The sequence below is a fragment of the Actinomadura scrupuli genome, assembly GCF_050971785.1.
Taxonomy (GTDB): Bacteria; Actinomycetota; Actinomycetes; order Streptosporangiales; family Streptosporangiaceae; genus Actinomadura_E; species Actinomadura_E scrupuli.
In genome coordinates this window covers 437,746-464,546 of the sequence record NZ_JBPCCU010000001.1, presented here as the reverse complement: position 1 = coordinate 464,546, position 26,801 = coordinate 437,746, and the positions used below count along the sequence as shown (strand labels likewise).

Annotated in this window: 25 protein-coding genes; 10 read left to right on the top strand and 15 right to left on the bottom strand. The window is 71.7% G+C overall.

Going from position 1 to position 26,801, the window contains the following annotated elements:
- The first annotated feature begins 27 nt into the window (after nt 1–27).
- On the top strand, nt 28–1,008 hold the full coding sequence (locus ACRYCC_RS02225; RefSeq protein ID WP_433808110.1) for a glycosyltransferase: 981 nt from the start codon (nt 28–30) through the stop codon (nt 1,006–1,008).
- A 72-nt stretch (nt 1,009–1,080) separates the two neighbouring features.
- Here the strand turns inward: ACRYCC_RS02225 and ACRYCC_RS02220 are convergent, their stop codons facing one another.
- Nucleotides 1,081–2,850, bottom strand: coding sequence for an outer membrane protein assembly factor BamB family protein (locus ACRYCC_RS02220; protein ID WP_433808108.1), 1,770 nt, complete (start codon nt 2,848–2,850; stop codon nt 1,081–1,083).
- Between the two features lie 158 nt (nt 2,851–3,008).
- On the opposite strand from ACRYCC_RS02220, the gene ACRYCC_RS02215 reads away from it, so the two are divergent.
- Nucleotides 3,009–3,605, top strand: coding sequence for an HD domain-containing protein (locus tag ACRYCC_RS02215; RefSeq protein WP_433808106.1), 597 nt, complete (start codon nt 3,009–3,011; stop codon nt 3,603–3,605).
- A gap of 51 nt (nt 3,606–3,656) precedes the next feature.
- Here ACRYCC_RS02215 and ACRYCC_RS02210 read toward each other — a convergent pair whose 3' ends face one another.
- Nucleotides 3,657–4,136 (bottom strand): SRPBCC family protein, encoded by a 480-nt coding sequence (locus tag ACRYCC_RS02210; protein ID WP_433808104.1) that lies wholly within the window; start codon nt 4,134–4,136, stop codon nt 3,657–3,659.
- A 58-nt stretch (nt 4,137–4,194) separates the two neighbouring features.
- On the opposite strand from ACRYCC_RS02210, the gene ACRYCC_RS02205 reads away from it, so the two are divergent.
- From ACRYCC_RS02205 to ACRYCC_RS02195, 3 genes are read left to right on the top strand one after another with little or no spacing between them, the layout of a single operon-like run.
- Nucleotides 4,195–4,947, top strand: a complete 753-nt coding sequence (locus ACRYCC_RS02205; protein ID WP_433808102.1) for an acetoacetate decarboxylase family protein — start codon at nt 4,195–4,197, stop codon at nt 4,945–4,947.
- Nucleotides 4,944–5,714 carry an SDR family NAD(P)-dependent oxidoreductase gene (locus ACRYCC_RS02200; protein WP_433808100.1) on the top strand — a complete coding sequence of 257 codons (771 nt, stop codon included), beginning with the start codon at nt 4,944–4,946 and terminating at the stop codon, nt 5,712–5,714. Before ACRYCC_RS02205 ends, ACRYCC_RS02200 begins: the two co-directional genes overlap by 4 nt.
- 58 nt (nt 5,715–5,772) lie before the next feature.
- Nucleotides 5,773–8,229 (top strand): HelD family protein, encoded by a 2,457-nt coding sequence (locus ACRYCC_RS02195; protein ID WP_433808098.1) that lies wholly within the window; start codon nt 5,773–5,775, stop codon nt 8,227–8,229.
- A 76-nt stretch (nt 8,230–8,305) separates the two neighbouring features.
- On the opposite strand, the gene ACRYCC_RS02190 is transcribed toward ACRYCC_RS02195, so the two are convergent.
- The 3 genes from ACRYCC_RS02190 to ACRYCC_RS02180 are packed head-to-tail and all read right to left on the bottom strand — an operon-like array spanning nt 8,306 to nt 10,715.
- On the bottom strand, nt 8,306–9,079 hold the full coding sequence (locus tag ACRYCC_RS02190) for an ABC transporter permease (protein ID WP_433808096.1): 774 nt from the start codon (nt 9,077–9,079) through the stop codon (nt 8,306–8,308).
- On the bottom strand, nt 9,076–10,026 hold the full coding sequence (locus tag ACRYCC_RS02185) for an ATP-binding cassette domain-containing protein (RefSeq protein ID WP_433808094.1): 951 nt from the start codon (nt 10,024–10,026) through the stop codon (nt 9,076–9,078). The genes ACRYCC_RS02190 and ACRYCC_RS02185 overlap by 4 nt, the downstream gene beginning before the upstream one ends.
- A 26-nt stretch (nt 10,027–10,052) precedes the next feature.
- Nucleotides 10,053–10,715 (bottom strand): DUF4097 family beta strand repeat-containing protein, encoded by a 663-nt coding sequence (locus tag ACRYCC_RS02180; RefSeq protein WP_433809898.1) that lies wholly within the window; start codon nt 10,713–10,715, stop codon nt 10,053–10,055.
- 221 nt (nt 10,716–10,936) lie between these two features.
- Between ACRYCC_RS02180 and ACRYCC_RS02175 the strand changes: the two genes are divergently transcribed.
- Entirely contained in the window at nt 10,937–11,692 is a 756-nt protein-coding gene (locus ACRYCC_RS02175; RefSeq protein ID WP_433808092.1) for a helix-turn-helix domain-containing protein, read from the top strand.
- 83 nt (nt 11,693–11,775) lie between these two features.
- Here the strand turns inward: ACRYCC_RS02175 and ACRYCC_RS02170 are convergent, their stop codons facing one another.
- From ACRYCC_RS02170 to ACRYCC_RS02140, 7 genes are all read right to left on the bottom strand, one after another.
- Entirely contained in the window at nt 11,776–12,513 is a 738-nt protein-coding gene (locus ACRYCC_RS02170; protein WP_433808090.1) for a polyprenol monophosphomannose synthase, read from the bottom strand.
- Between the two features lie 159 nt (nt 12,514–12,672).
- Nucleotides 12,673–13,530 carry a glycosyltransferase family 2 protein gene (locus ACRYCC_RS02165; RefSeq protein ID WP_433809897.1) on the bottom strand — a complete coding sequence of 286 codons (858 nt, stop codon included), beginning with the start codon at nt 13,528–13,530 and terminating at the stop codon, nt 12,673–12,675.
- Nucleotides 13,531–13,669: 139 nt separating this feature from the next.
- Nucleotides 13,670–14,530, bottom strand: coding sequence for a CDP-alcohol phosphatidyltransferase family protein (locus ACRYCC_RS02160; RefSeq protein WP_433808088.1), 861 nt, complete (start codon nt 14,528–14,530; stop codon nt 13,670–13,672).
- Complete coding sequence (locus ACRYCC_RS02155; protein ID WP_433809896.1) at nt 14,508–15,563, bottom strand: iron-containing alcohol dehydrogenase family protein; 1,056 nt, start codon at nt 15,561–15,563, stop codon at nt 14,508–14,510. The genes ACRYCC_RS02160 and ACRYCC_RS02155 overlap by 23 nt, the downstream gene beginning before the upstream one ends.
- A 17-nt stretch (nt 15,564–15,580) precedes the next feature.
- Nucleotides 15,581–16,339: a phosphocholine cytidylyltransferase family protein gene (locus tag ACRYCC_RS02150; protein ID WP_433808086.1), complete on the bottom strand. Its 759-nt coding sequence runs from the start codon at nt 16,337–16,339 to the stop codon at nt 15,581–15,583.
- Entirely contained in the window at nt 16,336–16,974 is a 639-nt protein-coding gene (locus ACRYCC_RS02145) for a DUF5941 domain-containing protein (protein WP_433808084.1), read from the bottom strand. Before ACRYCC_RS02145 ends, ACRYCC_RS02150 begins: the two co-directional genes overlap by 4 nt.
- Entirely contained in the window at nt 16,971–18,659 is a 1,689-nt protein-coding gene (locus ACRYCC_RS02140; protein WP_433808082.1) for a CDP-alcohol phosphatidyltransferase family protein, read from the bottom strand. The genes ACRYCC_RS02145 and ACRYCC_RS02140 overlap by 4 nt, the downstream gene beginning before the upstream one ends.
- Before the next feature lie 83 nt (nt 18,660–18,742).
- On the opposite strand from ACRYCC_RS02140, the gene ACRYCC_RS02135 reads away from it, so the two are divergent.
- Nucleotides 18,743–19,468, top strand: a complete 726-nt coding sequence (locus tag ACRYCC_RS02135; RefSeq protein ID WP_433808080.1) for an IspD/TarI family cytidylyltransferase — start codon at nt 18,743–18,745, stop codon at nt 19,466–19,468.
- Between the two features lie 49 nt (nt 19,469–19,517).
- Complete coding sequence (locus tag ACRYCC_RS02130) at nt 19,518–20,396, top strand: glycerophosphodiester phosphodiesterase (RefSeq protein WP_433808078.1); 879 nt, start codon at nt 19,518–19,520, stop codon at nt 20,394–20,396.
- Nucleotides 20,397–20,442: 46 nt separating this feature from the next.
- On the opposite strand, the gene ACRYCC_RS02125 is transcribed toward ACRYCC_RS02130, so the two are convergent.
- Both ACRYCC_RS02125 and ACRYCC_RS02120 read right to left on the bottom strand, forming a co-directional pair.
- Nucleotides 20,443–21,120, bottom strand: coding sequence for a hypothetical protein (locus tag ACRYCC_RS02125; RefSeq protein WP_433808076.1), 678 nt, complete (start codon nt 21,118–21,120; stop codon nt 20,443–20,445).
- A 105-nt stretch (nt 21,121–21,225) separates the two neighbouring features.
- Nucleotides 21,226–22,917, bottom strand: coding sequence for an LCP family protein (locus ACRYCC_RS02120; protein ID WP_433808074.1), 1,692 nt, complete (start codon nt 22,915–22,917; stop codon nt 21,226–21,228).
- A gap of 144 nt (nt 22,918–23,061) precedes the next feature.
- On the opposite strand from ACRYCC_RS02120, the gene ACRYCC_RS02115 reads away from it, so the two are divergent.
- Both ACRYCC_RS02115 and gad read left to right on the top strand, forming a co-directional pair.
- On the top strand, nt 23,062–24,090 hold the full coding sequence (locus ACRYCC_RS02115) for a glycosyltransferase family 2 protein (protein ID WP_433808072.1): 1,029 nt from the start codon (nt 23,062–23,064) through the stop codon (nt 24,088–24,090).
- Nucleotides 24,091–24,174: 84 nt separating this feature from the next.
- A complete protein-coding gene (gene gad / locus ACRYCC_RS02110) occupies nt 24,175–25,575 on the top strand; it encodes a glutamate decarboxylase (RefSeq protein ID WP_433808070.1) in 1,401 nt (466 codons plus the stop codon).
- Nucleotides 25,576–25,620: 45 nt separating this feature from the next.
- Here gad and ACRYCC_RS02105 read toward each other — a convergent pair whose 3' ends face one another.
- Nucleotides 25,621–26,790, bottom strand: a complete 1,170-nt coding sequence (locus ACRYCC_RS02105; protein WP_433808068.1) for an acyl-CoA dehydrogenase — start codon at nt 26,788–26,790, stop codon at nt 25,621–25,623.
- Nucleotides 26,791–26,801: the final 11 nt, after the last annotated feature.

Below are 26,801 nucleotides of genomic sequence, written 5' to 3'. Positions count from 1 at the left end.
TACATAGCGCCCTTCCGGGCCTGCAATGTGACGCCCTGGCCGGATGTCGCGCCGGTCGACGTCCCCCGGGCCACCGGCCGCAACCGGCTGGCCGCCCTGCGCGCTGCCCGCACGGTGCTCGCCCGGCACGCCCAGTACGCCGACGTGGTCCTGCTGCACGATCCCGAGCTGCTGCTCGCCGTGCCTCGCAAGATCAAGGCGACGGTGGTGTGGGACGTGCACGAGGACACCGCCGCCGCCCTGTCGGCCAAGGGCTGGGTCCCGCGTCCGCTGCTCCCGCTGGCCCGCCCGCTGGTGCGCATGCTGGAGGCACGGGCCGAGCGGCGGCACCGGCTGCTGCTGGCCGAGGAGGGCTACCGCCCCCGGTTCCGCAGGGAGCACCCGGTGGTGCCCAACACGACCTACGTCGCGGACGCGCCTCCCGGTCCGCCGGGAGACCGGCGCGTGGTCTACGTCGGCCACCTGTCGGCCGCCCGCGGCGCCCTGGACATGATCGAGGTCGCCCGGCTGGTGCGCCCGTACGGCATCGAGGTGGAGCTGATCGGCGCCGCCGACGCCGACATCCGGCCGACCCTGCGGGACGCCCAGCGCGAGGGCATCCTGCGGTGGTACGGCTTCGTGCCCAACGACCGGGCCCTGCGGATCGCCGAGGGCGCGATGGCCGGCATGGCCCTGCTGCACGACGAGCCGAACTACCGGCACTCGATGCCCACCAAGATCATCGAATACATGGCGCACGGCATCCCCGTCGTCACCACCCCCAACCCTCCGGCGGCCGGCATCGTCGAACCGGCCGGCAGCGGCCTGGTCGTGCCGTTCGGCGACCCCGCCGCGGTCGCCGAGGCCATCCGCCGCCTGCAGGGTGACCCGGTGCTCCGGGCCGACATGGCCAAGCGCGGGTACGAGACGGCCAGGGCCCGGTTCCACTGGCCGGTACAGGCCGAGCTGTTCGTCGCCCAGCTGGAGTCCTGGGCCGGCCTGCACGCCGAGGCCCCGCTGCTCTCGTGACCTGAGCCGGGCCGGTGCCGTGCCCACGGAGCGGGCGCCGGACGGCGGGCTACGGCGCCGTCACGGTGATCATCAGGATGCTCTGGCGTGCAGGGCGAGGGCGACGGCACGGGCCAGCCGGGTGGCGAGCCCGGGGGTCTGGAAGGCGCTGACCCCGATGAGGTAGCGGCCGACGCGGGCGGCGATCGTGCCCGAGGACGGGTTGAGCTCGTACGCCTCGTCTCCGATCTCCACCGGACGTGCCTGCGGCTCGGAGGCCCGCAGGGCGGCGAGGAGCGCGGAGGCCGAGGCGGCGCTGTCGGCCACCCATTCGATCGTCACCGTCGGGGCCCCGGCGCTCTGCTCCCGGCCCGACGGCTTGGGCCGGTCGCCGTCCGGCTCGTAGGTGCAGCTGACCGGGCGCGGCAGCCGTACCGTGCCGACCGTGACGTACACCGGGCGGGAGCGGTGCCCGCCGGGCAGGTCGCGGCGGTTCAGCAGGCCGCACGCGTCCGGCCAGTCGGCGGCCGGGACCCCGCCCAGCTCCGCCGGGCCGGGACCGCCGGCGGCGGCGCGCAGCGCCATCAGCCGGACCGCTCCCGACGGGCTGGGCAGCGCCTCCGGCACGGACACGTACAGCAGCCCGCCCCCGGCCGCCAGCCAGGGCCGGGCCCGGTTGGGCCCGGGCGGCACCACCAGCGGCGCCGGCACGGTGGCCGTCCGCCCGTCGCCGGCGTCGATGACGTCGATGCCGGCGGGCCGCAGCTCGGGCGTGAGGTTCGGCCGGAGCGCGTAGAGCCGGTCCCCCTTGGCGACGAGCGCCGGGTAGGCGGGCGCGGTGCGGCGCCACGCGCTGCGGTGCGAGGAGATCTGGATCGACTCCAGCCGCCGGCCGTCGTCTCCCGGCCCCGACCGGTAGACCACGATGAGGTGCCCGCCGGAGACCACCGCCGGGCACATCGTGGCGCCGCAGACGTCGTCGCCGGGCCGGGTGAGGAACTCCCGGCCCGCCTGGTCGTAGGCGCGCAGCGCCGTGCCGTCGGAGACCAGGACCACCTCGCCGCGCACCGCGATCTCCGGCGGATCCTGCGCGTCGAACTCGCGAACCCACCTGGTCCGCCCGCTCTGCGGGTCGATGGCCAGCACCCGGCTGCGGTCCTCGCAGTCCAGCGAGATGGCGGCCAGGGCGTCGTCGGCGTCCGAGGCGTACGTGCCCGCCTCGGGGAGCGTGCAGCCCCGGGGCAGCGCGTGCGTCCAGACCTGCTCCCCGGTGGCCACGGAGCGGCCCCGCAGCACGCTCCGATCGCCCGCGGCGGCGGTGAGCACGACGTCCGAGCCGGCCGGCCAGCGCAGCGTCGAGCGCTCCGTGGCGGCCGGGACCTCGTCCTGCTGACGCCACAGCAGCCGCCCGCCGGCCGCGTCGAAGCCGAGGATCATCCGGTTGTCGCGATGGCCCGCCCGCTCGACGTAGGCGATCAGGTGGTGCCGGGTGGCCGCCCAGCCGAGCAGCACCCAGTCCTCGCGGTGGTAGTGCCACCTCCGCTCGCCGGTGCGCGCGTCCCGGACGTCGAGGCCGCGGGTGGTCGCGACGAGCAGCTGGCCGTCGACGAGCGCGTGCGCCACCTGGTCGTAGGGGGAAAGACCGCTCCGCCGCACCACGGTGTCCAGCTGCCAGCCCAGCGCCACCGGCCCGGGGGGCGGTCCCACGTCCAGCAGCGGCGGCGCGGGCTCGGTGGTGGTGCGGTGGTCCTCCTGCCACCATTCGGCCTGCAGGACGAACTTGTCGACCACCACGCCGAGGGTGGCGACGGCGAGCATCGCGGCCACGAGGCCCACCACGGCCCGCTGCCGGCTCCCCGCCACGTCGTCTCCCGCCTCTCCTGCGCCTGTCCCGCGCGGTGACGTCGTGCGTGACGCCACGGTCGCTCGGCTCATCGTCCCGCACAGCTTGCCGTGCCCGGGCGGCCTGCGCGAGGTGACCGCGCTTGCGGTGCCCCGGGTAATTGAGGACCCTTGCAAGTGTGGAGACCTTCACCAGCTGGCGCACCTGGGACGGTGCCCGCCCCGTCCTCGCGGAGACGCTTCCCGCGCCCACGATGGACGTGCTGGACCGGGCGGCGAGCGCGGCGATCGGCTGGCACGGCACCCAGTTGCGCCCGACCGGGGTGCCCTACGTCGAGCACCTGCTGGAGGCGCTCGAAGTGCTGGTCCGCGGGGCCGAGGTGACCGACCCCGACGCGCTGGCCGCGGTGCTCCTGCACGACACGGTGGAGGACACCGGGGCCACGCTCGGTGACATCGAGGACAAGTTCGGGCCGGGCGTCGCCGAGCTGGTCGACTGGGTCACCAAGCCGCCGCCCAACGGCCAGGGCCGGACGGCCAAGCGGACCGCCACGACCGTCTACCTGCGCCGGCTCCGGCAGGCCCCGCGCCGGGCGATCCAGGTGAAGCTCGCCGACCGGGCCAGCAACGTCCAGCGGCTGTTCCAGATGTCCGCGGACTTCCAGCGCCGCTACTACGCCGAGACCGTGACCTACCTCGTGCCGCTCACCGCGCAGGAGCCGTTCTTCGGCCCCTGGTACGAGTCGTGGCGCCGCGAGTTCGCCTACCTCGCCTAGAGCCTGGACAGGCCCCGCCCGGGCCGAGCTCGGGGGCTCCGGACCGGCCGCTCAGGTCTCCAGGGCGGCCTTGATGCGGGCCAGGGTGGAGCGCATGCCCTCACGGTTGAGGGCGGCGCGGTCGGCCGCGGGCACCCCGGTGAAGATCCGGCCGAGCACCGAGATGACGCCGGCGCCGCGCGCGTCCCGGCGCAGGTCCTGCCAGTACTCCGTCAGCCGGGTCCCGTCCGGGCCGCCCTCCATCCGGTAGCCCCACAGGGCGACCTCCACGCCGAAGCTGGAGATCCGGAAGGCGAAGACCTTTCCCGGCTCGGCGGCCGTCACCCGGCCGTTGGTGAACCAGACCCGGGGGCCCCGGCGGTTGAAGCCGACGAACGTGGTGTCCGGGCCGACCGTGGCGCCCCGCACCCGGACGGCGAAGCACTCCGGGCTCCACTCCCCCATGCGCCGCAGATCCGCCACGGCCGCGTACACCTGCTCCGGCGACGCCGCGATCACGACGCTCTCCTCGGCCACCCACTCCCGCTCCATGAGCGATCCTCCCCTGAACGCTGATGACAGAAAAACAAGAACCTGTTCTACTTAGCAAGTGACGACTACAGCCGACACCCATGTGATTCAGAACCACCGGGTCACGATGCCCGTCGAGATCCGGGATGCGGCCGTCGCCTCCGCGATGTTCCCGGTCCCGGCCACGATCGCTCAGGCGATCATCGCCTATTCAGGTCTCGAAGTGGCCCAGCCACTTGCGGGCCGGGCGGTCTGCTCGCTGGCGTTCATACGCTACGCGGACGGCGATCTCGGGCCATATCACGAATTCGCGGTCGCGTTCCTGGTCCGGCAGCCGGACACACCCCCGGCCGACGGGGCACTGGACCGGCTCCGGGAGCTGAAGAACGTCGGGGCGTTCATCCACTGGCTGCCGGTCAACCAGACCTTCACGCTGGAGGCGGGCCGGTCCATCTGGGGCTTCCCCAAGGAGATCGCCGACATCCCGATGGACCTGTCCGGGCGGATCAAGCGCTGCGCCGTCCGGCTCGAGGGCCGTACGGCCCTCGAACTCGCGATCAAGCCGGGCCTGCCGATGCCGGCCGGGGCGGCGCCCGCCGGCAGCACGGTCGAGGCGTACTCCTGCCTGGACGGGGTCACCCGGCTCACGCCCTGGACGATGACCCCGGCCGGGATCCGCACCCGGCTCGGCGGCGCGACCCTGCGGCTCGGCCGCCACCCCGTGGCCGACGAGCTGCGGCGGCTCGGCCTGGACGGCGCCCGCGCGCTCAGCACCAGTACGATCTCGCGCCTGAGCATGAGCTTCGGCTCCGCCACGGAGCTGGTCCGATGATCGCCGGGCCGGGACCGGCGCCCCGGCGGACCGCCCTGGTGACCGGGGCGGCCAGCGGGCTCGGAGCGCTCGCCGCCCAGCGACTGGCCGCCGCGGGCTGGGCCGTCATCGCGGCCGACGTGGACGAGGCGGGGCTGGCCCGCACCGCGCTGCGCTCGCCCACCATGCACACCAGGGTCTGCGACGTCTCCGAGGCAGCGGCGATCGCGGAGGTGGCGGCCGCGGCTGGACCGCTGGACCGGGTCGTGCACGCGGCCGGGATCTCCCTGGTCGGCACCGCCCTGGACCAGCCCCTCGAGGACGCCGAGCGGATCTGGCGGGTCGACTACCTCGGCACCGTGCACGTCGTGCGGGCCACGCTGCCCGGGATGCTCGAGAGAGCCCAGGGAGAACTCGTTCTCTTCTCCTCCCTGGCCGGCTGGCTGCCGTCTCCCCGGCTGTCGGCGTACGCGGCGGCCAAGGCGGCGGTCAACGCCTACGCGGAGGTGCTGGCCCAGGAGCACCGAGGCGGCGGAGTGAAGATCCGTTGTGTCTGCCCGAGCCAGGTCGACACCCCGCAGTTCCGCCGGATCGCGGCCCAGGACCCCTCCGTCGTGGCCGGCCGGGCGGGCATGCCCGCCGGGCTCGTGCTCGACGAGGTGGAGCGCTCACTGGCCCGCGACGAGCTGTTCGTCTTCCCCGGAGCGACCGCCCGGCTGGCCGTACGGGGCAAGCGCTACGTGCCCGGCCTGCTCCAGCGGGTGGTCTCCCGCATGACGAGCGGCTGATCTACGCATAAGCTCTCTCTTTCGACTTGTTCACTGCACGTCTCGAGGGAGTCTCCGCATGTCGTCCCGGGTCAAGGACCAGGAGATCGCCGCCGAACAAGAGCGCGTCGATATCGCGTACGCACGCCTGGAGGAAATGCGCCAGGACGCCCAACGGATGATCAAGGAGGGGTTCCGGCAGTCGCTGGCCGGTACCAAGGCCTCGCTCGTCGACCGGGACGCCATGGTCTACCAGGGTTCCCTGCGCGCCCAGGCACTGGACGTCGCCGATGACGGCCTGGTGTTCGGCCGGCTCGACATGAAGCTGAGCGAGATCAGGTACGTCGGCAGGATCGGCGTGCGCACCCGTGAGCACGACTCCCTGGTGATCGACTGGAGGGCCCCGGCCGCCGAGGCGTTCTACCGCGCGACCCCCGAGGACCCGCAGGACGTGATCCGCCGCCGGGTGCTGCACTCGCGCGGGCACGCGGTCATCGACATCGAGGACGACCTGCTGGACCCGGCCGCCGCCGGTGATCTCACGATCGTGGGCGACGGCGCCTTCCTGGCCTCGCTGGCGCGCACCCGGGACGGCTCGATGCGCGACATCGTGGCGACCATCCAGCGGGAGCAGGACGAGGTGATCCGGGCCCCGGCCGACGGCACGGTGATCGTGCGCGGCGGGCCCGGCACCGGCAAGACCGCGGTGGCCCTGCACCGGGTGGCCTATCTGCTGTTCCGGCACCGGCGGCGGTTCGGTACCCGGGGCGTGCTGATCGTCGGGCCGAACCGCCGGTTCACCTCCTACATCGAGCGGGTGCTGCCGTCGCTCGGCGAGGGCTCCGCCGCGCTGCGCTCGCTGGGGGAGCTGGTCGACGGGGCGTCGGCCTCGGTGCACGACTCGCCGGACCTCCTGCGGATCAAGGGCGCCGCCGTGATGGCCCGGGTGCTGCGGCGGGCCGTCGTGGACCACGCTCCGGGCGCTCCCGACCAGGTGACCGTGGTGCACGCGGGCGTGGTCGTACGGCTGGACCGGACCCGGCTGGACAAGGTCCGGCGCAACGTCCACCAGCGCAGCCGCAACTCGGTCAACCGGGCCCGGTCCCGCGCCGCCGAAATGCTGCTCGACGCCCTGTGGGACCGCTTCCTGGAGATCGGCGGGCTGGTCGACGCCCCCGGGATCAAGAAGCGGGAGTTCGTGGCGAACGTCCGTGACCAGCAGACCTTCTCCGAGTTCCTGGTCGCCTGGTGGCCGATCCGCCGTCCGCTGGACGTACTCCGGTCGCTGGGGGACCTCAAGCGGCTGCGCGAGGCCGCGGGCCGTGACCTCGGCCGCGAGCAGACGGAGCTGCTGGCCGCCTCCTTCCGCGGCGACGCCCTCTCCTACCAGGACATCGCGCTGCTCGACGAGATCGACAACGTGCTCGGCCCGCTGCCCCGCCAGGCCCGCACCGTGGCCGACGACGATGACCCGTTCACCGTCGACGGGGTCAACATCATCACCGGCGAGGACGCCGCCGGCGACTGGGAGCCCGCGCTGCGTGAGCTGACGACCTCGGCCGAGCGCATGGAGCGCTCACGCCGGGTCGACGACGAGACCGGCGACGACCCCACCGAGTACGGCCACATCGTGGTGGACGAGGCCCAGGACCTGTCCCCGATGCAGTGGCGGATGCTCGGCAGGCGCGGCCGTCAGGCGACCTGGACGGTGGTGGAGGACCCGGCACAGAGCGCCTGGGAGGACCTGGAGGCCTCCCGGCAGGCCATGGCCGCGGCTCTGGGCACGGTGGCGTTCGGCGACGCGGCGACGGGCCGCTCAGAGCGCTCCGCGGAGCGCTCCCGGCGCAACCAGAACAACTTCGAGCTGACCACCAACTACCGCAACTCCGAGGAGATCGCCGCGGTCGCCACCCGGGTGCTGTCGGTGGCCGTGCCGTCGGCCCGCCCCGCCAGGGCCGTACGGGCCTCGGGGCACGAGCCGGTCATCGGCCTGGTGACCATCGAGGGGCCGGAAGGGTCTTCCGCCCCGCCGGCCGCCTCTTCCGGCTCTTCCGGGGCGCCGCTCACGGAGGCCCTGCTGGTGGCGGTCCGCGAACAGATCGGCGCCCTCCTCGGCCAGGTCGAGGGGACCATCGGGGTCATCGTGCCCCTGTCGGACCTCCCGGCCCCGTCCGGCGGCTCCGGCTCAGGCGCCGGCGGCCGGTCCGACAACGGTCAGACGGCCCTGTCGTTCGACGATCTCGACGATCTCGATGACCTCGACGCGGCTCCGGCGCCGGTGGGCGGCTCCACCGTCACCTGGACCTCCGCGGATCGGCGCGAGCTGGAGGCGGGCCTCCCGGACCGGGTCCAGGTGCTGGACGTGCTGGAGGCCAAGGGCCTGGAGTTCGACGCCGGGCTGATCGTGGCGCCCGAGCTGGTCGCCGCCCAGTCCCCCACCGGCCTGCGGACCCTGTACGTCGCGGTCTCCCGGGCCACCCAGCGCCTGGTCGTCCTCACCACCGACCCGGAGTGGCGCGACCTCCTGACCGGATGAGCGGTGCGGCCCACCCGGAAAAGGTGCAGGGCCGTCAGACCCGCTGGTCTGACGGCCCTGGCCGGCCCGCTCATGGTCAGGCCTTGTTGAAGGTGCTCTTGGCCCAGAGGTAGGAGACGGCGGCGATGCCGGCGCACCAGGCGGTGGCGATGGCGGCGCTGTTGCCGATCGGGGTGCCCAGGAGGAGACCGCGGACGGTCTCCATGATCGGGGTGAAGGGCTGGTACTCGGCGAACCAGCGCAGGATGGTGGGCATGGAGTCGGTGGGGACGAAGCCACTGCCGAGGAAGGGCAGCAGGATCAGGGGCATCGGGGCGTTGCTGGCGGCCTCGGGGGTCTGGGCCTTCAGGCCGAGGGCGACCGACAGCCAGGTGATGGCCACGACGAACAGGGTGAGCAGACCGGCGGCGGCCAGCCATTCGACGACGGTGGCGTTCGGGCTGAAGCCCATGGCCAGCGCGACGCCGATCAGGACGGCCATGCCGAGGAGCTGCTGGATCACGGCGCCGACGACGTGGCCGGTCAGGACCGCCGGCCGCCAGATCCGGATGGTCCGGAAGCGGGCGATGATGCCTTCGGTCATGTCGGTGGCGACCATGACCGCGGTTCCCGTCGCGGCGGTCGCCACGGCCATGAGCAGGATGCCGGGGACGACGTAGTTGACGTAGACATCGCGGCCGCCGCCCAGGCCGGCGCCGAGGGTGCCGCCGAAGACGTAGACGAACACGAGCAGGAGGATGACGGGCGTGGCGATCAGCTGGATGGTCATGGAGGGGTAGCGGAGCAGACGCTTGAGCTGGCGCCGGATCATGGTGGAGGAGTCGCGCATGGCGAGGGTGATGGCGGTCATCGGGTGGCCTCCTGCTTCTGGCCGGTGAGGGTGAGGAAGACGTCGTCGAGGTCGGGGGTGTGGACGCTCATCTCGTCGATGTCGATCGAGTGTTCGTCCAGGAGGGTGAGCAGTTCGCGGATGGCGCGGACGCTGCCGTCGCTCGGCACCCGCAGGGTGAGCGCCTCGGGGTCGGCGCCCCCTGTGCCGGCGAGGTCGCGGGCCTTCTCGAGCAGGTGCGCGTCGGCGAACTTGAGCTCGATGTGGCCGCCGGGGATGAGCCGTTTGAGCTCTTCGGCGGTGCCTTCGGCGATCAGCCGTCCGTGGTCGAGGAGTGCGATCCGGTCGGCGAGTTCGTCGGCCTCCTCCAGGTACTGGGTGGTGAGGAAGATGGTGACGCCGCCGGCGACGAGTTCGCGGACGATCTGCCACATGGAGCGGCGGCTGCGCGGGTCGAGCCCGGTGGTGGGCTCGTCCAGGAAGATCAGACGAGGGTCGCCGACCAGGGTCATCGCCAGGTCGAGGCGGCGCTGCATGCCGCCGGAGTAGGTCGCTGCGGTCTTGCTCGCGGCGTCGACCAGGTCGAACCGCTCCAGCAGCTCGGCGGCCCTGCGCTTGCCGTCCCCGCGGGACAGGTGGTGCAGGTCTGCCATGAGGAGCAGGTTCTCCTCGCCGGTCAGCAGCTTGTCGACGGCCGAGTACTGCCCGGTGACGCCGATCGCGCCGCGCACGTCGTCCGGCTGCCGGGCCAGATCGAACCCCGCGACCTGGACGGTGCCACCGTCGGCCTGGATCAGGGTGGACAGGATCTGGACGGTCGTGGTCTTGCCCGCACCGTTCGGGCCGAGCAGGGCGAAGACGGTGCCCTGCGGAACGTCCAGGTCGATGCCGTCGAGCACGACCTTGTCGCCGGACTTGTCGCGGTAGGACTTGCGCAGCCCGTTCGCCGCGATGGCCAGGTTCGTCATGGGGGGAGCTCCTTCGAGGCTGAGGGTCACAGGCTGCGGGCGGTGATGTCGCCGTAGGCGGTGGTCGCGTGGATGTCGAGCTCGGGGGCGCCGTCGTTCTTGAGCGCGTTGTGGATCCGGCCGTAGGGGGTGCCGGCGTCCAGCGAGGCCGAGACGCCAGGGGCGGCGCCCACCGAGATCGCGCCGGCCTGGGTCCGCAGCGCGACCGTGCCGCGCACGGCCTCGGTGATCCGGATGTCGCCCTTGCTGGTGCTGATCTCCGCGGGGCCGCCCAGGCGGCCGACCTCGACGTCCCCGGCGACGGCGGTGAGGCGGACGCTCGCGGCCTCGTCGACCTTGATCTGGTCGTAGGCGCCCTCGAATGCGACGTCGCCGAACCGTCCCACGGCCCGGAATTCGGCGGCGGCCGCCTTCGCCTCGATCCGGGAACCGGCGGGCAGCTGGATGGTCACCTCGACGGATCCGGTGGGGCCGAAGAACTGGTCCTTCACCAGGGCCTCGATCCGCAGGACTCCGTCGGCGTACTCGACCTTGGTCTGCTCCGCGGCCTTCACGTCGCGGCCCTTCGAGGCGTCCGCGGGCAGGACCTCGACCGCGGTGTCGGCCCGGTCTGCGGCGATGAACTGCACGCGCCCGGCGGGGATGTTCAGGACGGCGGCGATCGGGGCGGGGGTGTCGAACTTCTGCATCGTGCTCTCCTGCGACTCGTTGTTTCCGATGTTGGAAAAGCTACGTTGCATTCAAGAATCCTTCAACTGCTTCATTGCGCTTGAGATTCATCATTGCAGGTAGATGGCGTGAAATCGTTGCAATCGCTCTGATGATAAATGCAACGTTAGGCACGAGGCCGTTGCAATGGCGGCGAGTGAACGCTATGCTCGGGGCATCACGGAGCACGAAGGAGAACGCGATGCCAGGGGGCAGACTCACCCAGCAGGAGCGCCAGCAGATCGCCTTGGGGGTGGCCGACGGGCTCGCCTACGCGGAGATAGCCAGACGTCTGGACCGTCCGACCTCGACGGTCACGCGTGAGGTGATGCGCAACGGCGGCCCCACCGGCTACCGCGCCGACCTGGCCCACCGCGCCACGGAACGGCGCTCGCACCGGCGCAGGCCCGCCTCACCCGGAGGGGCGGAGTCGGCCCCTCAGCCGCACGGACGCGACGCCGAGGCCGTCCGTGAGTACGAGGAGATGTTCACCACCTTCATGATGGCCTCAGGCCTGCCGAAGATGATGTCGCGGGTACTGGCCTGCCTCTACACCACCGACTCCGGCAGCCTCACCGCCTCAGAACTCGCCCAGCGGCTCCAGGTCAGCCCGGCGTCCATCTCCAAGGCGATCGCGTTCCTGGAGAGCCAGGACCTCGTCCGCCGGGAACGCGACGAACGCCGCCGCGAACGCTACGTCGTCGACAACGACCTCTGGCACCAGTCGACGATCGCCAGCGCCCGGTCCCTCGTCCAGCTCGTCGAGGTCGCCCGGCAGGGCGCCGGCGTCCTCGGCCACGGCACCCCGGCCGCCGTCCGCCTCGAGAACATCGCCCGTTACCTCGACTTCGTCGCCGAGAGATTCACCCGCGCCGCCGAACAAGCCCGCGAAATCCTCTACACGAAAGCCGAAACGACCTCGGACGGCACTGCCGAGCCGAGTTCGGACCGCGGATAGCCGCCACCCGACATGCCGCGCCGCGAACCCGATATGCCACGACGCCCGCGCGGCGCACGTCGCCCACGGCATCCGGCCTCAAGTCACCTGTGCCTGCGGCCGAACCGCAGCCTCCACGGGGTGAGCGCGGACTCGATCTGGGTGCCCAGGCTCATCTTCGACGCCCCCTTGGCCCGTTCCTCGAACCTGATCGGCACCTCGAGGATCTCGAGCCCGCGCTGGACGGTGCGGTGGTTCATCTCAACCTGGAAGGAGTACCCGTTGCTGTGGATGGAGGGCAGGTCGATGGCGCGGAGGGTGCCGGCGCGCCATGCCTTGAACCCGGCGGTGGCGTCCTTCACGTGCAGCCGCAGGACCGCGTTGACATAGAAGTTCGCCCACGCCGACAGGAGCCGGCGATGCCACGACCACTCCGCGGCGGTCGAGCCGCCCGCCACATAGCGGGACCCGAGCACCACGGCGGCGTCCGTCGACGACAGGGTCTCCAGCATGACCGGGATCACCGAGGTCGGATGGGACAGGTCGGCGTCCATCTGGATCACCACGTCGGCGTCCTCGGCGAGCGCCCGGGACATCCCGGCGATGTAGGCCCGCCCCAGCCCGTCCTTCTCGGCACGGTGCAGCACTCCGATGACGCCCGGCGACTCGGCCGCGAGCTTGTCGGCGACCTCGCCCGTGCCGTCGGGCGAGTCGTCGTCCACCACGAGCACGTGCAGGTTCGGTATTTTCAGGTCCGCGAGCAGGCCGACGAGAATGGGCAGGTTCTCCCGCTCGTTGTACGTGGGTACGACGACAACGACCTTCGGGGAAGCCTCTACCATGATCAATCCCTTGCGTGATCTTCGGAACACGAGCGCGAGGCCCGTGCGTCACTACATTCTTCAGTCTGCCCAGTGCTCGCGGCGACCAAGAGGTTCCAGGAGACCGAGGCCCGTGACGGCACGCGCCGGGAGGCGCTCCCTGATCACGAGGGCTCGGTCTCAGATGATCGGCGGCCGGCCGATCCGGGTCATCCGCCAGGCCGTACGCCACCGGATGGGGCGGCGCCGTCCGGCGGGGTTGCGCCAGCCCTCGGCGAAGCCCCTGAGCCACGGCCGCAGCGCGGAGGGCTTGCGTTCCCGCAGCACGGTCAGCGTCAGCCAGACCCCGACATAGGTAAAGGCCAGCGCCCAGGGCAGATTGCGCTTGGCCAGCCAGACCCGGTTGCGGGCGTTGTAGCGGTAGAACATCTCGTGCCGGGTCGGCAGCACCGCCGGGTGGTACATCACGGCGGAGGCGTCGTACTCGATCCGGTAACCCGCGTTGAGGGCCTGCCAGGCCAGGTCGGTCTCCTCGTGCGCGTAGAAGAAGCGCTCCGGCAGCCCGCCCGCGGCGTCGAAGGCCGCTCGCCGCATGGCGCAGGCGCCGCCCAGGAAGGTCGTCACCTCCGAGGAGCGCTCCGGGTCACCGGCGCGCAGCCGGGGTACGTGCCGCCGCTCCCCCGCGCCGCCCTCGGGGTCGCGTACCCGGAAGGAGATGATCCCCAGCGAGGGATCAGCCTCGAACCGGTCCCGGAGATAGGCGCCGAGCCGGGTCGAGCGGTACCACCCGTCGTCGTCCAGGAACAGCACGAGCTCGCCGCTGGAGGCCTCCACTCCCCGGTTGCGCCCGGCGGGGATGCCGACGTTCGCGGGCAGCTGCACGAGCCGTACGCGCTTGTCCGCGAGCGGCGAGGAGTCGGGCAGGCCGACGGGCAGCGGGTCCGCGCCGTTGCCGACCAGGACCACTTCGACCTCGACGTTCTCCTGGGCCAGCGCGGAGGCCACCGACCGCTCCAGCTCCATCGGCCGGTTGCCCATGGTCAGTACGACCACCGAGACCTTCACCGACCCACCACCCTCTCAACCGTGATCTTGCAGAAGTCTGTCATCTCGATGACACCTTCGTGCAAGAGCCCGGCCACCGGGATGTGATCTCCCAGGTGTTTACACCGGAGCGTCACTTGAGCCTCCGCGAGGCGACGATGCTGACGAAGTGCAGCACCGTCTGCACGCCGGCCACGAGCGCGACCGCGACCGCGAGCACCCGGGTGGCGGTCAGCCCTCCGGCGAGCATGTCGATGACTCCGGCGACGAGGATCAGCAGCGACAGCTCGACCGCGCCGATGATGCGGTGGAACCGCAGCGCGGCGGCCGCCTGGCGGGCCAGCGCCAGCCCGGTCGACCGGGGCCGGGCCGCCCGGTCACCGGACGCCGGCTCGGCCGGCAGCCCGGACTTGGCCCGCGCCACCACCACGTTGTCGGTCTCCGCCTTGATGAGCGCGGCACCGAGGGCACCGATCAGGCCCAGCTCCACCCAGCCGCCGTTGGTGAGGGCGCCCTGGGCACGGAAACCGAGCCCGATGAGCAGCGACACCTCGGAGAAGTAGTGGCCGAGCCGGTCCAGGTACACGCCCGCCACCGAGGTCTGGCCGGTGAACCTGGCGGCCTCCCCGTCCGAGCAGTCCAGCAGCAGGTACAGCTGCACCAGCACGGCCGTCACGATGGCGCCGGCCAGGCCCGACCACAGACCGGCGACGACGCCCGCTCCGATGCCGCACGCGATCATCAGATAGGTGAGCTGGTTGGGCGAGAAGCCGACGCGCAGGAACACCCACGTGAAGTAGGGCGACAGCGAACGCATGTAGAGGCGGCCGGCCCAGTGCTCCTCGTTGCGCCGTTGCTTCAGCCCGGGAGGCTGGCCGCCGGCCCGGACATCGGCGACCGACGCGGACCGCCGGGAGGGGCGCGCCTGCTCGGCGGGGCCGGAGTCGGAGGTCTCCGGCCCGCCGGCCGAGTCAGCGTCCGTAGGCGTCGACATAGTCTCCTACCGCCTTCAGGGCCGCGCTCTCGTCGAGGCCCAAGTGCTCGAGGATGGTGTACCGGCCGGGACGTGTCTCCGGGGCGTGCAGCACGGCCCGGGCGAACTGTTCCTCGGTGAGGCCGATATGGGAGGGCACCAGCGGGAGCTTGTGCCGGGCCAGGCACTCGGCGACAACGCGGGCCCGCTCGGGGTCCTCGCCGAGATGCCGCTGACGCAGGAAGAAGCAGAACAGCGCGCCGATGCCCGCCAGCTCGCCGTGGTTGGCGGTGCCGGGGTAGAGCGCGTCGACGGCGTGCAGGATCTCGTGGTCCCCGCCGCTGGACGGCCGGGACGATCCGGCGCACGACATCGACATTCCCGACAGCACCAGCCCCTCGGCCAGCACGGTCAGGAACTCGTCGGACTCGATCGACCTCGGCTGGTAGATGAGCGCCTCGGCCGCGGTGCGCGACAGGGTGAGCGCCAGCCGGTCGATCGGGTCGCCCTGCTCGCTGTGCGACAGTTCCCAGTCCGCCACCGCGGACAGGTTGCTGATCACGTCCCCGACGCCGGAGCGCACCAGCCGCTCGGGTGCCGCCCGGACGTAGTCCAGGTCGACGACCATCGCGATCGGCAGTGCGACGCCGAACGAGCCCTTGCCCTTGTCGTGCTCCAGCGACGCCACCGGCGAGCAGATGCCGTCGTGCGAGAGGTTGGTCGCCACCGAGACCATGGGGATGCCGGCCAGTGTCGCGGCGTACTTCGCCACGTCGATCGTCTTGCCGCCGCCGATGCCGACCAGCGCCTCGTACGACCCGCCGCGCAGCTTCGACGACAGCGCGACCGCCTCGTCCACGGTGCCGCCGTCGACCTTGAAGACCTCGGCGGAGCCCAGGGTGGGGGCGATGTCCGCGGCGATGGCGTCACCCTGGCCGGGTCCGACGGCGACCGCGACCCGCCCCTCGGTGGCGATGCGCCGGTCGGCGAGCAGCTTGCCCAGGTCCTGGATCGCCCCGCGTCGTACGTCGATCGACAGCGGGGCGTTGAGCATCCTGGTCAGCAGCGGCATCAGCGGACTCCTGCGCGGTACCCCTTGGCAATGACGCGGGCCTTGGCCAGGTCGTCGTGGTTGTCGACCTCGACCCAGTCGACCGCGCCGATCGGGGCGACCGCGATCGTCCCGCCCCGGTTCACCAGCTCCTGGTAGCCGTCCTCGTAGTAGAGGTCCGGGTCGCGCTTCCAGGTGGCCTCCAGCGCGTCCGCGAGGGCCTGCGCGGCGGCGGGCTCGATCAGCGTCGCCCCGATGTACTCGCCGTACGCCTGCGCGGGGTCCATCAGCTTGGTGATGCGCAGCAGGTTGCCGGCGGCGTCGAGGGTCGTCTTCATCTCCTCGTCGGCCAGTGTTTTCACATCGTCCACTGCCAGGAGGATGTCCGGTCCCCGCTGGGCCAATAGAGTCTTCTCGATGCTCACCGGATGCACCGTGTCCCCGTTGACCATGAGGACGCCCTTGGCGAAATACTCCCTGGCCAGCCACATGGAGTAGGCGTTGTTCCACTCCTCGGCCTTGTCGTTGTGGACAAGGGTGATGGTGACGCCGTACTTCGCCTCGAGCTCGGCCTGCCGCTCCTCGACGGCGTTCGCGCAGTAGCCGACGACGATGACGACGTCGGTCAGCCCGACCTCGGCCAGGTTGCTCAGCGCGATGTCGAGAATCGTGGTCTCACCGTCGGCGTCTGAAGCCACGGGGACCAGCGCCTTGGGCAGCGTGTCGGTGTACGGGCGCAACCTGCGTCCGGCCCCCGCTGCGAGCACCATGCCGATCATTGGGCTTCCTCCTCCTCTTCGAGATTGACCATCACGCCACTGCCGCGATCGGTCCGCGTCCAGGTGAGGACGCTCTCGACAACGAACAACACGCCAAGGTAGGCGGCGAGTGCCGCATACGCGAACGGCAGGACACCGGCGAAACCGGCGGCCGCCACGACGAGCATGCGCCCCTCCCAGCCGAGGCCGGCCCGGAACACCCATTCCTGGGGCCAGAGCTTCTGCCGGGTGCGGTACACGGTGTCGTAATGGTGGTAAGCCAGCACCGCGATCAGCACATAGATCAGTGGTTCCGACACACCGTGTGCGAATCCCAGGACGGCGAGGTAACCATACTCGATCGCCCGTATCAGGGGGGGTACGAGCCAGTCGAGGCGGCCGTCGTGCGGGTGCGTGGACGCCGGACCGGTGAGCAGCAGCGCCACGACCGGGGCGAACAGCGCGAGGCCGCCCTCGCCGCCGACTCCGGCGAGCAGCAGCACCAGGGTGACGACCGCCGCGACCAGCGCGGGCAGCAGCGGCGGCAGGTTGCCCTGCGCCAGCCGTCCCAGCACGCCACAGATCGGGCCGTCGTCCCGGTAGACCACGAGCTGGTCGGTCCGGCCGGCGACCGCGGGGCGGGAGAGCACGCTCATTTGGCGAGAGACCTCAGAACTCGTCCGGTCAGGGTGTACGCCGCGGCAAGGGAACCCCATACCAGCAGCGCGATGAATGTCACCTGCGCGTTGAACAGCGCGGCGGTGATCGAGATGAGCGCGAAGCGCTCGCCGATGGGCAGCACGACTATCTTCTTCGCCCACCGCAGACCCGGGATCTTCTCCGTCCGGTGGGACAGCCGGACCACCAGCCGGCCGGCACCGGCACCCCGCCCGGCCGGCCGCGCCACCGGGGCGGCGGCCGGTTCGCTCACCGGCTGCGCGCCGTCTCCCGGCTCCGCCAGGGCGCGGGTCGGGCGCGGCTCCGGGGTGGCCCGGGTGCGGCCAGCGGCGAAGGAGAAGTCCACCATGTGCCGGAGAGTCTGCAGGATGAGCGTGGCGACGGCCAGGCCCCAGACGTCTCCGCCGGACACCCCGCTGCCGGCCGCCGCGACGGTGGAGCCGACCGCGAGGCCCGCGTAGACGACGTACTCCTTGGCCCGGTCGAAGGTGGCGTCCAGCCACGCCCCGAGGGTGCTGTACTGCCGGGTGTAGCGGGCGAGCTGCCCGTCCACGCAGTCGAAGACGAACGAGAAGTAGAACAGCACCGCGCCGACGACCATGCCGAGCCGGGTGCCCGCCGCGAACCAGACCGCGGCGACCACGGCGATCCACATGGAGAAGGACGTCACCATGTTGGGGGTGAGCCGGCGCTTGGCGGCCCAGCGCGCGATGTACCGCGAGTACGAGCTGACGGCGTAGGTGGTGAAGAACCCGTCGTTGCTCTTCACCGCGGCGTCGAGGCGGAGCTTCTCCTCGTCGACCGCCTCCACGGCGGTACGGGCCGCGGCGGCCTCCTCGGCGGTCAGCACCCGGTCGCAGACCAGCCCGCCGGCGCCGCGCGCGGTCACCCGGACCCCGGACCGGACCAGGCCGACCAGCAGCAGCGCGGGTACGTCGTCGCCCGTGGGAGCGGTCGTGGCCGGCGGCCCGGACACCCCGCCCTTCCCCGCGGCCAGGTCGCCGTCCACGTCGTTGTCGACGAAGACCTCGAGGTGCTCGGCGATCTCGCCGCTGGTCCGGTGCACCGGGTCGGGGCGGCCGAGGGCGCCCGGGGTCTCCACCAGTGTGGCGAGCTCCTCGGCGGCGTCCGCGAGCACCCCGGTGGCGGGCGGCGCGATCCGCAGCACGCCCCGGAAGACGCCGTCGGGGTTGGTGACCTGGTGATGGCGGGAGCCGGCCGAGTCGATGAGATGCCGGCTCACCCGGATGGGCGGGCGGGTGTCGGTGAACGGACCGGTCACCGCGGCGGCGGGGCCCTTGGCCCCGCGCTCCAACCGGCTCAGCAGCTCGTCACTGGCGACGACGTCGCCGTGCAGGACGAGCATCGGCTCCGTCGCGGCGCGGGCCAGCCGTGAGATCTCCCGCAGGTCCTGCGCCAGGTCATCGGACTCGATGACCTTCAGGCAGGGCTCCTGCGCGTCGTTGCCGGTACCCGGCCCGGGGCTGAGCGTGCGGAGCACCGGGACCATGTCCCGCCTGGCGATGACGTGGATCTCCGGTACGTTGAGCGAGGCCAGCTGGTCGAGCAGACGCCCCAGGAGCGACCTGTCCGCGTCGTACGCGAGCCCGGCGGCGGCCCCCAGGTCGATCGGTTCGGTGGCGACCACTACGGCCAACGTCATCGACGCCCTCCACGGCAGGACAGGTTATGCACCGCAAAGATCGGGATCATGGAAGCGGGCGCCCCCACAGCGTAGCGGCTCCCATGAGAACGCTCGCCGTGATTCTGGCCGGGGGCACCGGCCAGCGCGTCGGGTCGGCGATCCCCAAGCAGTTGATCGAGGTGGGCGGGCGGTCGATCCTGTCCTACGCCATCGAAGCGTTCGACACTTTCCCCCGGAGCGATGACCACACCGGGGGCATCGACGAGATCATCGTGGTGATGGCGCCGGGGTGGGCCGACGAGGCCCGGACCATCGCGGCGCCGTACGGCCGGGTCTCCGCGGTGATCGAGGGCGGTGCGAGCCGTACCGAGTCGACCGTACGGGCGCTGACGGCGCTGGCCGCGGAGCCCGACGACGCCCGGGTGCTGTTCCACGACGCGGCCCGGCCCTTCGTCGGCCACGACGTGATCGGCCGGTGCCTGACGGCGCTCTGCTCGTACGAGGCGGTGGCCGTCGGGATGCCCGTCGCCGACACGATCGTCGAGGTGTCCGGCGAGCTGGTGAGCGCGATGCCGGCCCGCTCCGGGCTGCGCCGGTTCCAGACCCCGCAGGGCTTCCGGCTCGGCACCATCCGCAAGGCGTACGAGCTCGCGCTCGCCGCCCACGCGGGCCCCCTCGGCTCCGCGACCGACGACTGCGGCATCGTGCACCGCTACCTGCCCGACGTGCCCATCCCGGTCGTGGAGGGCAGCGAACGCAACCTCAAGGTCACGCATCCGATGGACGTGGCCATCGCCGAGCACCTGGCCGGGCACCCGCCGCTGTGACCAGGCGGACCCGCCGCCCCCATGTCTCTGACGCTGACGGGAGAACCTCGTGATCTTCACTTCCAGGCCGGCCATCATCGGGCACCGTGGCTCCGGCTCCGGCTCGGTGCCCGTGCGCGGTGTCAACGCGGCCGGCCGGGCCGCCGGCGCGCCGCACACCGGCGGCAGGCTGCTCGAGGGCGTGCTGGACCCGGTCGACGCGAGTCCGGACGGCGGCCTGGTGGTGGAGAACACCGTCGACTCGATGCTCGCCGCGGTCCGCGCCGGAATCTCCTGGGTGGAGATCGACGTGCAGCGCACCGCGGACGACGAACTCGTGCTGCGGCACGACCCGGTCACGGCCGGCGGCGACTTCGTGGTCGAGCTGACCGCCGACGCGTGCGGGCTGCCCCGGCTGCGGGACCTCTTCGAGGCGCTGCCGACCTCGGTGGCCGTGGACGTGGACGTCAAGACCATCCTCGAGGACGCCGTGGACGCACCGGCCCGCCGCACCGGGCAGTTGCTGCTGCCGGTGCTGGCGGCCGAGGCCCGGCGCCGGGAGTTGCTGGTGACCTCGTTCGACCCGGCGGTCCTGCTGCATCTGAAGGAGCACCTGCCGGGAGTGCCGCTCGGGCTGCTCACCTGGCTGGGCTTCCCGATGTGGCACGGCATGGCCGCCGCGGCCGGGCTCGGCCTGCAGGCGGTGGGCCTGCACACCGGCTCGTTCCGGTTCACCGAGGCCGGGGCGGGAACCGGCGGGACGGACCCGGGCACGACCGCGCGGCCCCGGCGGTATCGGCCGGTGGAGCACTCGGTCGAGGTCGCGCACCGGGCGGGGCTGGAGGTCCTGGCGTGGTGCCCGAAACCGGAGGACGCGCCCGCCTACGCGCGAGCCGGGGTCGACGCGTTGGTCGTCGACGACGTGCCCGGCACCGTGGCAGCCCTCTGACCGGCCTCTGACCGGCCTCTGACCGGCCTGGCCGGTCTCTGGGCGGCTAGGGCCGGAAGGGGGGCGGGCCGGGGGGCGGCGAGGCCCAGTCCGGGGGGTCCTGGTCCTCGCGGGACCGATATCCGGGGGCGGGTCCCGGGCGCCCGGGCACGGGGCCCGCGGAGCCCTGGCCACGGTAGGAGAGCGGCCGTGCGTCCTGCGGGCTCTGCAGGCCCGGCGGGCGGAACACGTCCGGCTGCCCCGCCCGGTCGGGCCGCTGCCCCGCGGTCCCGTACTCGTCGGTGTGCCGGGCCGCGTGCCGCGGCTCGCGTGCCCGCCATCGGGACGGCGGCAGCGAGGCGACGAGCAGCAGCAGCCCGAGGACCAGCATCACTCCGTACGGGCCGACGACCTGGTAACCGCGGTCGAGGCTGTCGGGGAGCTCGCGCGCGGTGTGCCGCGCCATCCACGTGGGGGTGAGCGCCCAGAGCCCGCCGACGGCGGCGAAGAGCAGGCCGGGGACGAGCGAGGCGAGCGGCGAGATCCGCGAGCCGGCCAGCACTCCCAGGGTCACGCCGACGGCGGTCAGGACCGCGAGGGGCACCCACTGCGCGCCGCTGTGGAAGAAGTAGACCTGGAAGGCCCGAACCATCCGCTCGGTGCCGTAGAACAGCCCCACCGCGACCGCCGGGGCCAGCACCAGACCCGCGATCAGGCCGAGTACGTGCCGTAGGCCGTTGGGCATCGCTACCTCCTCGGCCCGCAACAGGGCCCGACTTGGCGCGCCGCGCGCCGGTCACGCAGCAGCGTAGCCCGCAATGCGGGGGTTTGAGGCTGTCCGCAGGTCAGGCTACTTGCACAGGACGTTCTGGGTGGCGGTCCGCGCCGTGGGCTGCTGCCCGCCGCCACCGGCCGGGGTCACCTTGACCTTCTTCACTCCGGCCCAGTTACGCCCGACGAGCACCTGCACGGTGTTGCCGAGCGCGGGCACCTTCTTGAGCCTGGCTCCCGGGATCGCCGCCGCGAGGGTCTTGGCGGAGTCCTCGCGCCCCGGGCCGTACTGGATCAGCGTGGTCTTCATGCCGATCGTCTTGGCCGTGCCGGAGACCACCACGGGCACGAAGCCGGCCTTTCTCAGGTCGGCCGCCGAGTCGCGCGCGATCCCCCGGGTGCCGACGCCGTTGAGCACCCGGACGGTGATCTGGGCGGGCGGCACGGTCAGCTGGTCCTTGGGCTTGGCCTGCGACGGCCCCTGGCCGGGGGCCGCCGTCGGTGTGGGCTTGATGAGCGGCTGGTCCTTGCGGAAGTGGGCGAAGAGGTCGGCCGCCGCCGGGCCGTCCCACAGCACCGTCGACTGCGGCAGCCGGGCGTTCCACATCACCACGTTGTAGCCGGGGTTGGACAGCGGCACCTTGGCGAACGCGACGCTGTCGGTGGACAGGCTCTTCATCTGGCCGGCCAGCGCGGGGAGGTTCTTCTTGAGGTCGTTGTCGACGCGTACGGCCTTGAGCGCGGCACTGAGGAACTTCGCGGACTTGATGGGGTCGCTGAGCGTGTTGGAGCTGAGCGCCTTCTTCATCATCGTCGACATGAACTGCTGCTGGCGGTCGATCCGGCCCAGGTCGGTGCCGTCGCCGAGGGTGTAGCGGGCCCGCGCGAAGCCGAGCGCCTGCACGCCGCCCACGTTGGGATGCTTGCCCGCCGACAGTTGCAGGCCGCTCTTGGGATCGTTGATCGGCTCTTCGGCGCAGATGTCCACCCCGCCGAGCGCGTCGACCATCTTCACGAAGCCGAAGAAGTTGACCTCGATGTAGTGGTCGATGGCCACTCCGGTGGCGCGGGAGATCGTCTCGACGGCGAGGTCGCGCCCGCCGAACTGGTAGGCCCAGGTGAGCTTCCCGTAGCGGGCCGGCACCGGGCTGTTCTTGGCGCCTTCGGAGCCGTTGGACCGGTGCGCCGGGATCATGACGTACGAGTCGCGGGGCAGGCTGACGACGGAGATCTTGTCGTGGTCGGCGGACACGTGCACCAGCATCATCGTGTCGGAGCGCTCACCGGGCTCGTGGCCGAGATGCAGTTGCTGCTGCTGGGCCCTGGTCAGCCCCTCGCGCCGGTCGACCCCGGCGATCAGGATGTTCATCGCTCCCTTGGGCCCGTCGTTCTTGCCCTTCCGGAGCCCGCCGACGTCGACGCCGTCGATGCTGCCGGTGATGTAGCTCTGGAACGCCCAGGCGCCGCCGGAGGACAGCAGCACGAAGCCGGATATCACCGAGGCCACCATGAGGAACCTGCGCTGCCGCCGGGCGCTGACCACACCGCGGCGCGGCGACCTGCGCTCGGCTCCCGGGCCGTCGGGCTTGCGGTGACCGCGCGGCGCGGGGACCGAGACGTTCACCCGGGGCGCCCGGGTGTCGTCGATGGCCACGCCCGCGGGCGGCCCGTCGTCGGGCGAGCCGGAACCACCGGGGTCGCCGGGAGCGTCCCCGCCCGGTCGCGGCCGGAAGTAACGCTCGAACGGTTCTCCGTCGTTCTCGTCCGCCATGCTCGACACCGCCTCCCGGCGCCTGGTCAGGCGCCCCCTGGTCCGGTTTCTCGCGCGTCCTCTGACAATCGACAGATAATGGACACCGGAAACCGTACGTTCGTTGCCTGCAACCCGGGATTCGTACAGTAGCGTGGCGGCGTCATGAAACCCTCTCCCAACGCGCAGAGCAGCAGCGAAGTGAGTGTCGACCAGCGCACCTGGCCGGCCGTATCGGTGATCATGCCGGTCCTCAACGAGGAACGGCATCTGGCCGACGCGGTCGGGCACATCATGCAGCAGAACTACCCCGGCGAGCTGGAGCTCGTTCTCGCCGTGGGCCCGTCCAGGGACCGCACGCAGCAGATCGCCCAACGGCTCGCCGCCGAGAACCCGCGGGTCATCGTGGTGTCCAACCCCACCGGCCGTACGCCGCAGGGACTGAACATCGCCATCAAGGCCTCGCAGTACTCGATCCTGGTGCGGGTGGACGGGCATTCACTGCTGCCGTCCGACTACGTACGCGCCGCGGTCGAGACCATGGAGGAGACCGGGGCCGACAACGTCGGCGGCATCATGGCCGCCGAGGGCGTCACCCCGTTCGAGAAGGCCGTGGCCCGCGCGATGACCTCGAAGATCGGTGTGGGGAACGCACGGTTCCACACCGGTGGCGAGGCGGGCGAGGTCGAGACCGTCTACCTCGGCACCTTCCGGCGTACCGCGCTCGAGCGGGTCGGTGGTTACGACGAGACGTTCGTCCGGGCCCAGGACTGGGAGATGAACCACCGCATCCGGCAGAGCGGCGGCCGCGTCTGGTTCACGCCCCGGATGAAGGTCACCTACCGGCCCCGGCCCGACCTGCGCTCGCTGGCCAGGCAGTACTTCCACACCGGCCGCTGGCGGCGGGTCGTCGGCCGCGAGCACCAGGGCACCCTCAACCTGCGCTACCTCGCCCCGCCGATCGCGGTGGTCGCCATGGTGTGCGGTTCGGTGGCGGGGGCCTTCGGGTTCTGGCCCGGCTGGATCATCCCGGGCGGTTACGCCGCCGCGGTGATCATCGGTTCGGTGCCGACCGGCCGGGGGCTGCCGCCGGCCGCCTGGGTACGGCTTCCGCTGGTGTACGCGACCATGCACATCTCCTGGGGACTCGGTTTCCTCACCAGCCCTCCCAGGCTCGGCCAGCCCAAGGTCTAACCTGGACACGTCACGGTTTCTACCGGACGGGGGCGTGATGGCAGCCAGGGGATCGCGGGGCCGGCCGGGCTCGGGAGCACGGCGATGACGCTGCACAAGGGTCGTCGGGACGCGCGGCCGTTGTCGGTGAACCCGCTGGTGGGAGAGGCCGATCCGGCCGCGGGAGTGCAGACGCCGCTGCCCCGGCACCGGCTGCCGGACGGCCCGATGGCGCCGACCGTCGCCTACCGGCTGGTCCACGACGAGATGATGCTCGACGGCAACGCGCGCCTCAACCTGGCCACGTTCGTCACCACCTGGATGGAGCCGCAGGCCGACCGGCTGATGGCCGAGACCGTCGACAAGAACATCATCGACAAGGACGAGTACCCGCACACCGCCGAACTGGAGCGGCGCTGCGTCTGCATCCTGGCCGACCTGTGGAACGCCCCGGTCCAGGACGAGGCGATCGGCTGTTCCACCACCGGTTCCAGCGAGGCGTGCATGCTGGCCGGGATGGCGCTGAAGCGGCGGTGGATGCGCCGCAACGCCGGCCGGTACCCCGCGACGGCCCGGCCGAACCTCGTGATGGGCACCAACGTGCAGGTGTGCTGGGAGAAGTTCTGCAACTTCTGGGAGGTCGAGGCGCGGCTGGCACCGATGCGCGGGGACACCTTCCACCTGACCGCCGAGCGGGCCGTGGAGCTGTGCGACGAGAACACCATCGGTGTCGTCGGCGTGCTCGGCTCCACGATGGACGGCAGCTACGAACCCATCGAGGAGATCTGCGCCGCCCTGGACGACCTGGAGCGACGCACCGGGATCGACGTGCCCGTCCATGTCGACGGCGCCTCCGGCGCGATGATCGCGCCGTTCCTCGACCCGGATCTGCGGTGGGACTTCCGGCTGCCCCGGGTGCAGTCCATCAACACCTCCGGCCACAAGTACGGGCTGGTCTACCCGGGGGTCGGGTGGGCGCTGTGGCGCGACAGGGAGGCGCTGCCGGAGGAACTGGTCGAGCGCGTCAACTACCTCGGCGGCAACATGCCGACCTTCGCGCTGAACTTCTCCCGGCCCGGCTCCCAGGTCGTCGCGCAGTACTACAACTTCCTGCGGCTCGGCTTCGACGGCTACCGCGCCGTTCAGCAGGCCGCCCGCGACGTCGCCGCGCACCTGGCCGGAAAGATCGAGGAGCTGGGCTGCTTCCGGTTGCTCACCCGCGGCGACCAGCTTCCCGTCTTCGCGTTCACCACCACCGACGACGTCAGGGAGTTCGACGTCTTCGACGTGTCGCGGCGGCTGCGCGAATTCGGCTGGCTCGTGCCCGCCTACACCTTCCCGCCGGACCGCCAGGATCTCGCGGTCCTGCGGGTGGTGTGCCGCAACGGTCTGTCCCTCGATCTGGCCGACGACCTGATCGAGGACCTGCGCAGCCTGCTGCCCGGGCTGCGCCGGCAGCCCGGGCCGCTGTCCGGTCCGGAAGACGGCACCGGCTTCCACCACTGACCGAGGTCACCGGCCGGCGTCACCCGGCATCCGAGGTGTGCGGTGCTACTTGAGGAGCTGGCGTGCCATGACGACGCGCTGGATCTGGTTGGTGCCCTCGTAGATCTGGGTGATCTTGGCGTCCCGCATCATCCGCTCCACCGGGAAGTCACGGGTGTAGCCGTAACCGCCCAGCAACTGCACCGCGTCCGTGGTGACGTCCATCGCCACATCCGAGGCCAGGCACTTGCACGCCGACGACACGAACGTCAGGTCGGGAACCTTCTCCCCCAGCATCGCCCGCTCCGACTTCACCGCGGCGTGGTAGGTGAGCTGGCGAGCCGCCTCCAGCCGCATCGCCATGTCGGCGACCATGAACTGCACGCCCTGAAAATCCGACACCGGCCGGCCGAACTGACGGCGCTCCCTGACGTACCCGATGGCATAGTCCAAGGCGCCCTGCGCGATGCCCAGCGCCTGCGCCGCGATCGTGATCCGCGTGTGGTCCAAGGTCGCCAGCGCGGTCTTGAAACCCGTGCCCTCCGCCCCGATCAGCCGGTCCCCCGGGATCCGCACGTTCTCCAGGACCACCTGGCGGGTCGGGGACCCCTTGATGCCCAGCTTGCGCTCCTTCGGCCCGAACGAGACCCCTTCGTCCTCGGCGTCCACCACGAACGCCGAGATCCCCCGCGCCCCCGCCGACGGATCGGTCACCGCCATCACCGTGTAGAACCGCGACACCCCCGCGTTGGTGATCCACATCTTGGTGCCGTTGAGCACCCAGCCGTCCCCGTCCCGCACCGCCCGGGTCTTCATCGACGCCGCGTCACTGCCGGCCTCCGCCTCCGACAGCGCATAGGAGAACATCGCCTCACCCCGCGCCACCGGCCCCAAAAACCGCTTCTTCAGCTCCTCCGACCCCGACAGCAAGATCGGCACCGTTCCCAGCTTGTTCACCGCCGGAATCAACGACGACGACGCGCACGCCCGCGCCACCTCCTCGATCACCACCACCGTCGCCAGCGCATCCGCTCCCGCGCCCCCATAAGCTTCCGGAATGTGGACCGCATGCAGATCAGCGCCCACCAGCGCGTCGAGGGAGTGCTGGGGGAACTCGGCCGACTCGTCGACCTCGGCGGCACGAGGCGCGATGGTGGCGTCGGCCAGGTCACGGACGACTCGCCGGAGAAGCTCATGCTCCTCCGAGGGTGCATATGCGGGAAAGTCTGCGTTCATGTCCCAGATGC

What these genes read in the sequence shown, in the direction of transcription:
- ACRYCC_RS02210 (WP_433808104.1), bottom strand. Translation starts at nt 4,136, where the DNA reads ATGGAGCGGGAGTGGGTGGCCGAGGAGAGCGTCGTGATCGCGGCGTCG.
- ACRYCC_RS02200 (WP_433808100.1), top strand. Translation starts at nt 4,944, where the DNA reads ATGATCGCCGGGCCGGGACCGGCGCCCCGGCGGACCGCCCTGGTGACC.
- ACRYCC_RS02195 (WP_433808098.1), top strand. Translation starts at nt 5,773, where the DNA reads ATGTCGTCCCGGGTCAAGGACCAGGAGATCGCCGCCGAACAAGAGCGC.
- ACRYCC_RS02190 (WP_433808096.1), bottom strand. Translation starts at nt 9,079, where the DNA reads ATGACCGCCATCACCCTCGCCATGCGCGACTCCTCCACCATGATCCGG.
- ACRYCC_RS02185 (WP_433808094.1), bottom strand. Translation starts at nt 10,026, where the DNA reads ATGACGAACCTGGCCATCGCGGCGAACGGGCTGCGCAAGTCCTACCGC.
- ACRYCC_RS02180 (WP_433809898.1), bottom strand. Translation starts at nt 10,715, where the DNA reads ATGCAGAAGTTCGACACCCCCGCCCCGATCGCCGCCGTCCTGAACATC.
- ACRYCC_RS02175 (WP_433808092.1), top strand. Translation starts at nt 10,937, where the DNA reads ATGCCAGGGGGCAGACTCACCCAGCAGGAGCGCCAGCAGATCGCCTTG.
- ACRYCC_RS02170 (WP_433808090.1), bottom strand. Translation starts at nt 12,513, where the DNA reads ATGGTAGAGGCTTCCCCGAAGGTCGTTGTCGTCGTACCCACGTACAAC.
- ACRYCC_RS02165 (WP_433809897.1), bottom strand. Translation starts at nt 13,530, where the DNA reads ATGGGCAACCGGCCGATGGAGCTGGAGCGGTCGGTGGCCTCCGCGCTG.
- ACRYCC_RS02160 (WP_433808088.1), bottom strand. Translation starts at nt 14,530, where the DNA reads ATGTCGACGCCTACGGACGCTGACTCGGCCGGCGGGCCGGAGACCTCC.
- ACRYCC_RS02155 (WP_433809896.1), bottom strand. Translation starts at nt 15,563, where the DNA reads ATGCTCAACGCCCCGCTGTCGATCGACGTACGACGCGGGGCGATCCAG.
- ACRYCC_RS02150 (WP_433808086.1), bottom strand. Translation starts at nt 16,339, where the DNA reads ATGATCGGCATGGTGCTCGCAGCGGGGGCCGGACGCAGGTTGCGCCCG.
- ACRYCC_RS02145 (WP_433808084.1), bottom strand. Translation starts at nt 16,974, where the DNA reads ATGAGCGTGCTCTCCCGCCCCGCGGTCGCCGGCCGGACCGACCAGCTC.
- ACRYCC_RS02140 (WP_433808082.1), bottom strand. Translation starts at nt 18,659, where the DNA reads ATGACGTTGGCCGTAGTGGTCGCCACCGAACCGATCGACCTGGGGGCC.
- ACRYCC_RS02135 (WP_433808080.1), top strand. Translation starts at nt 18,743, where the DNA reads ATGAGAACGCTCGCCGTGATTCTGGCCGGGGGCACCGGCCAGCGCGTC.
- ACRYCC_RS02125 (WP_433808076.1), bottom strand. Translation starts at nt 21,120, where the DNA reads ATGCCCAACGGCCTACGGCACGTACTCGGCCTGATCGCGGGTCTGGTG.
- ACRYCC_RS02120 (WP_433808074.1), bottom strand. Translation starts at nt 22,917, where the DNA reads ATGGCGGACGAGAACGACGGAGAACCGTTCGAGCGTTACTTCCGGCCG.
- ACRYCC_RS02115 (WP_433808072.1), top strand. Translation starts at nt 23,062, where the DNA reads ATGAAACCCTCTCCCAACGCGCAGAGCAGCAGCGAAGTGAGTGTCGAC.
- gad (WP_433808070.1), top strand. Translation starts at nt 24,175, where the DNA reads ATGACGCTGCACAAGGGTCGTCGGGACGCGCGGCCGTTGTCGGTGAAC.
- ACRYCC_RS02105 (WP_433808068.1), bottom strand. Translation starts at nt 26,790, where the DNA reads ATGAACGCAGACTTTCCCGCATATGCACCCTCGGAGGAGCATGAGCTT.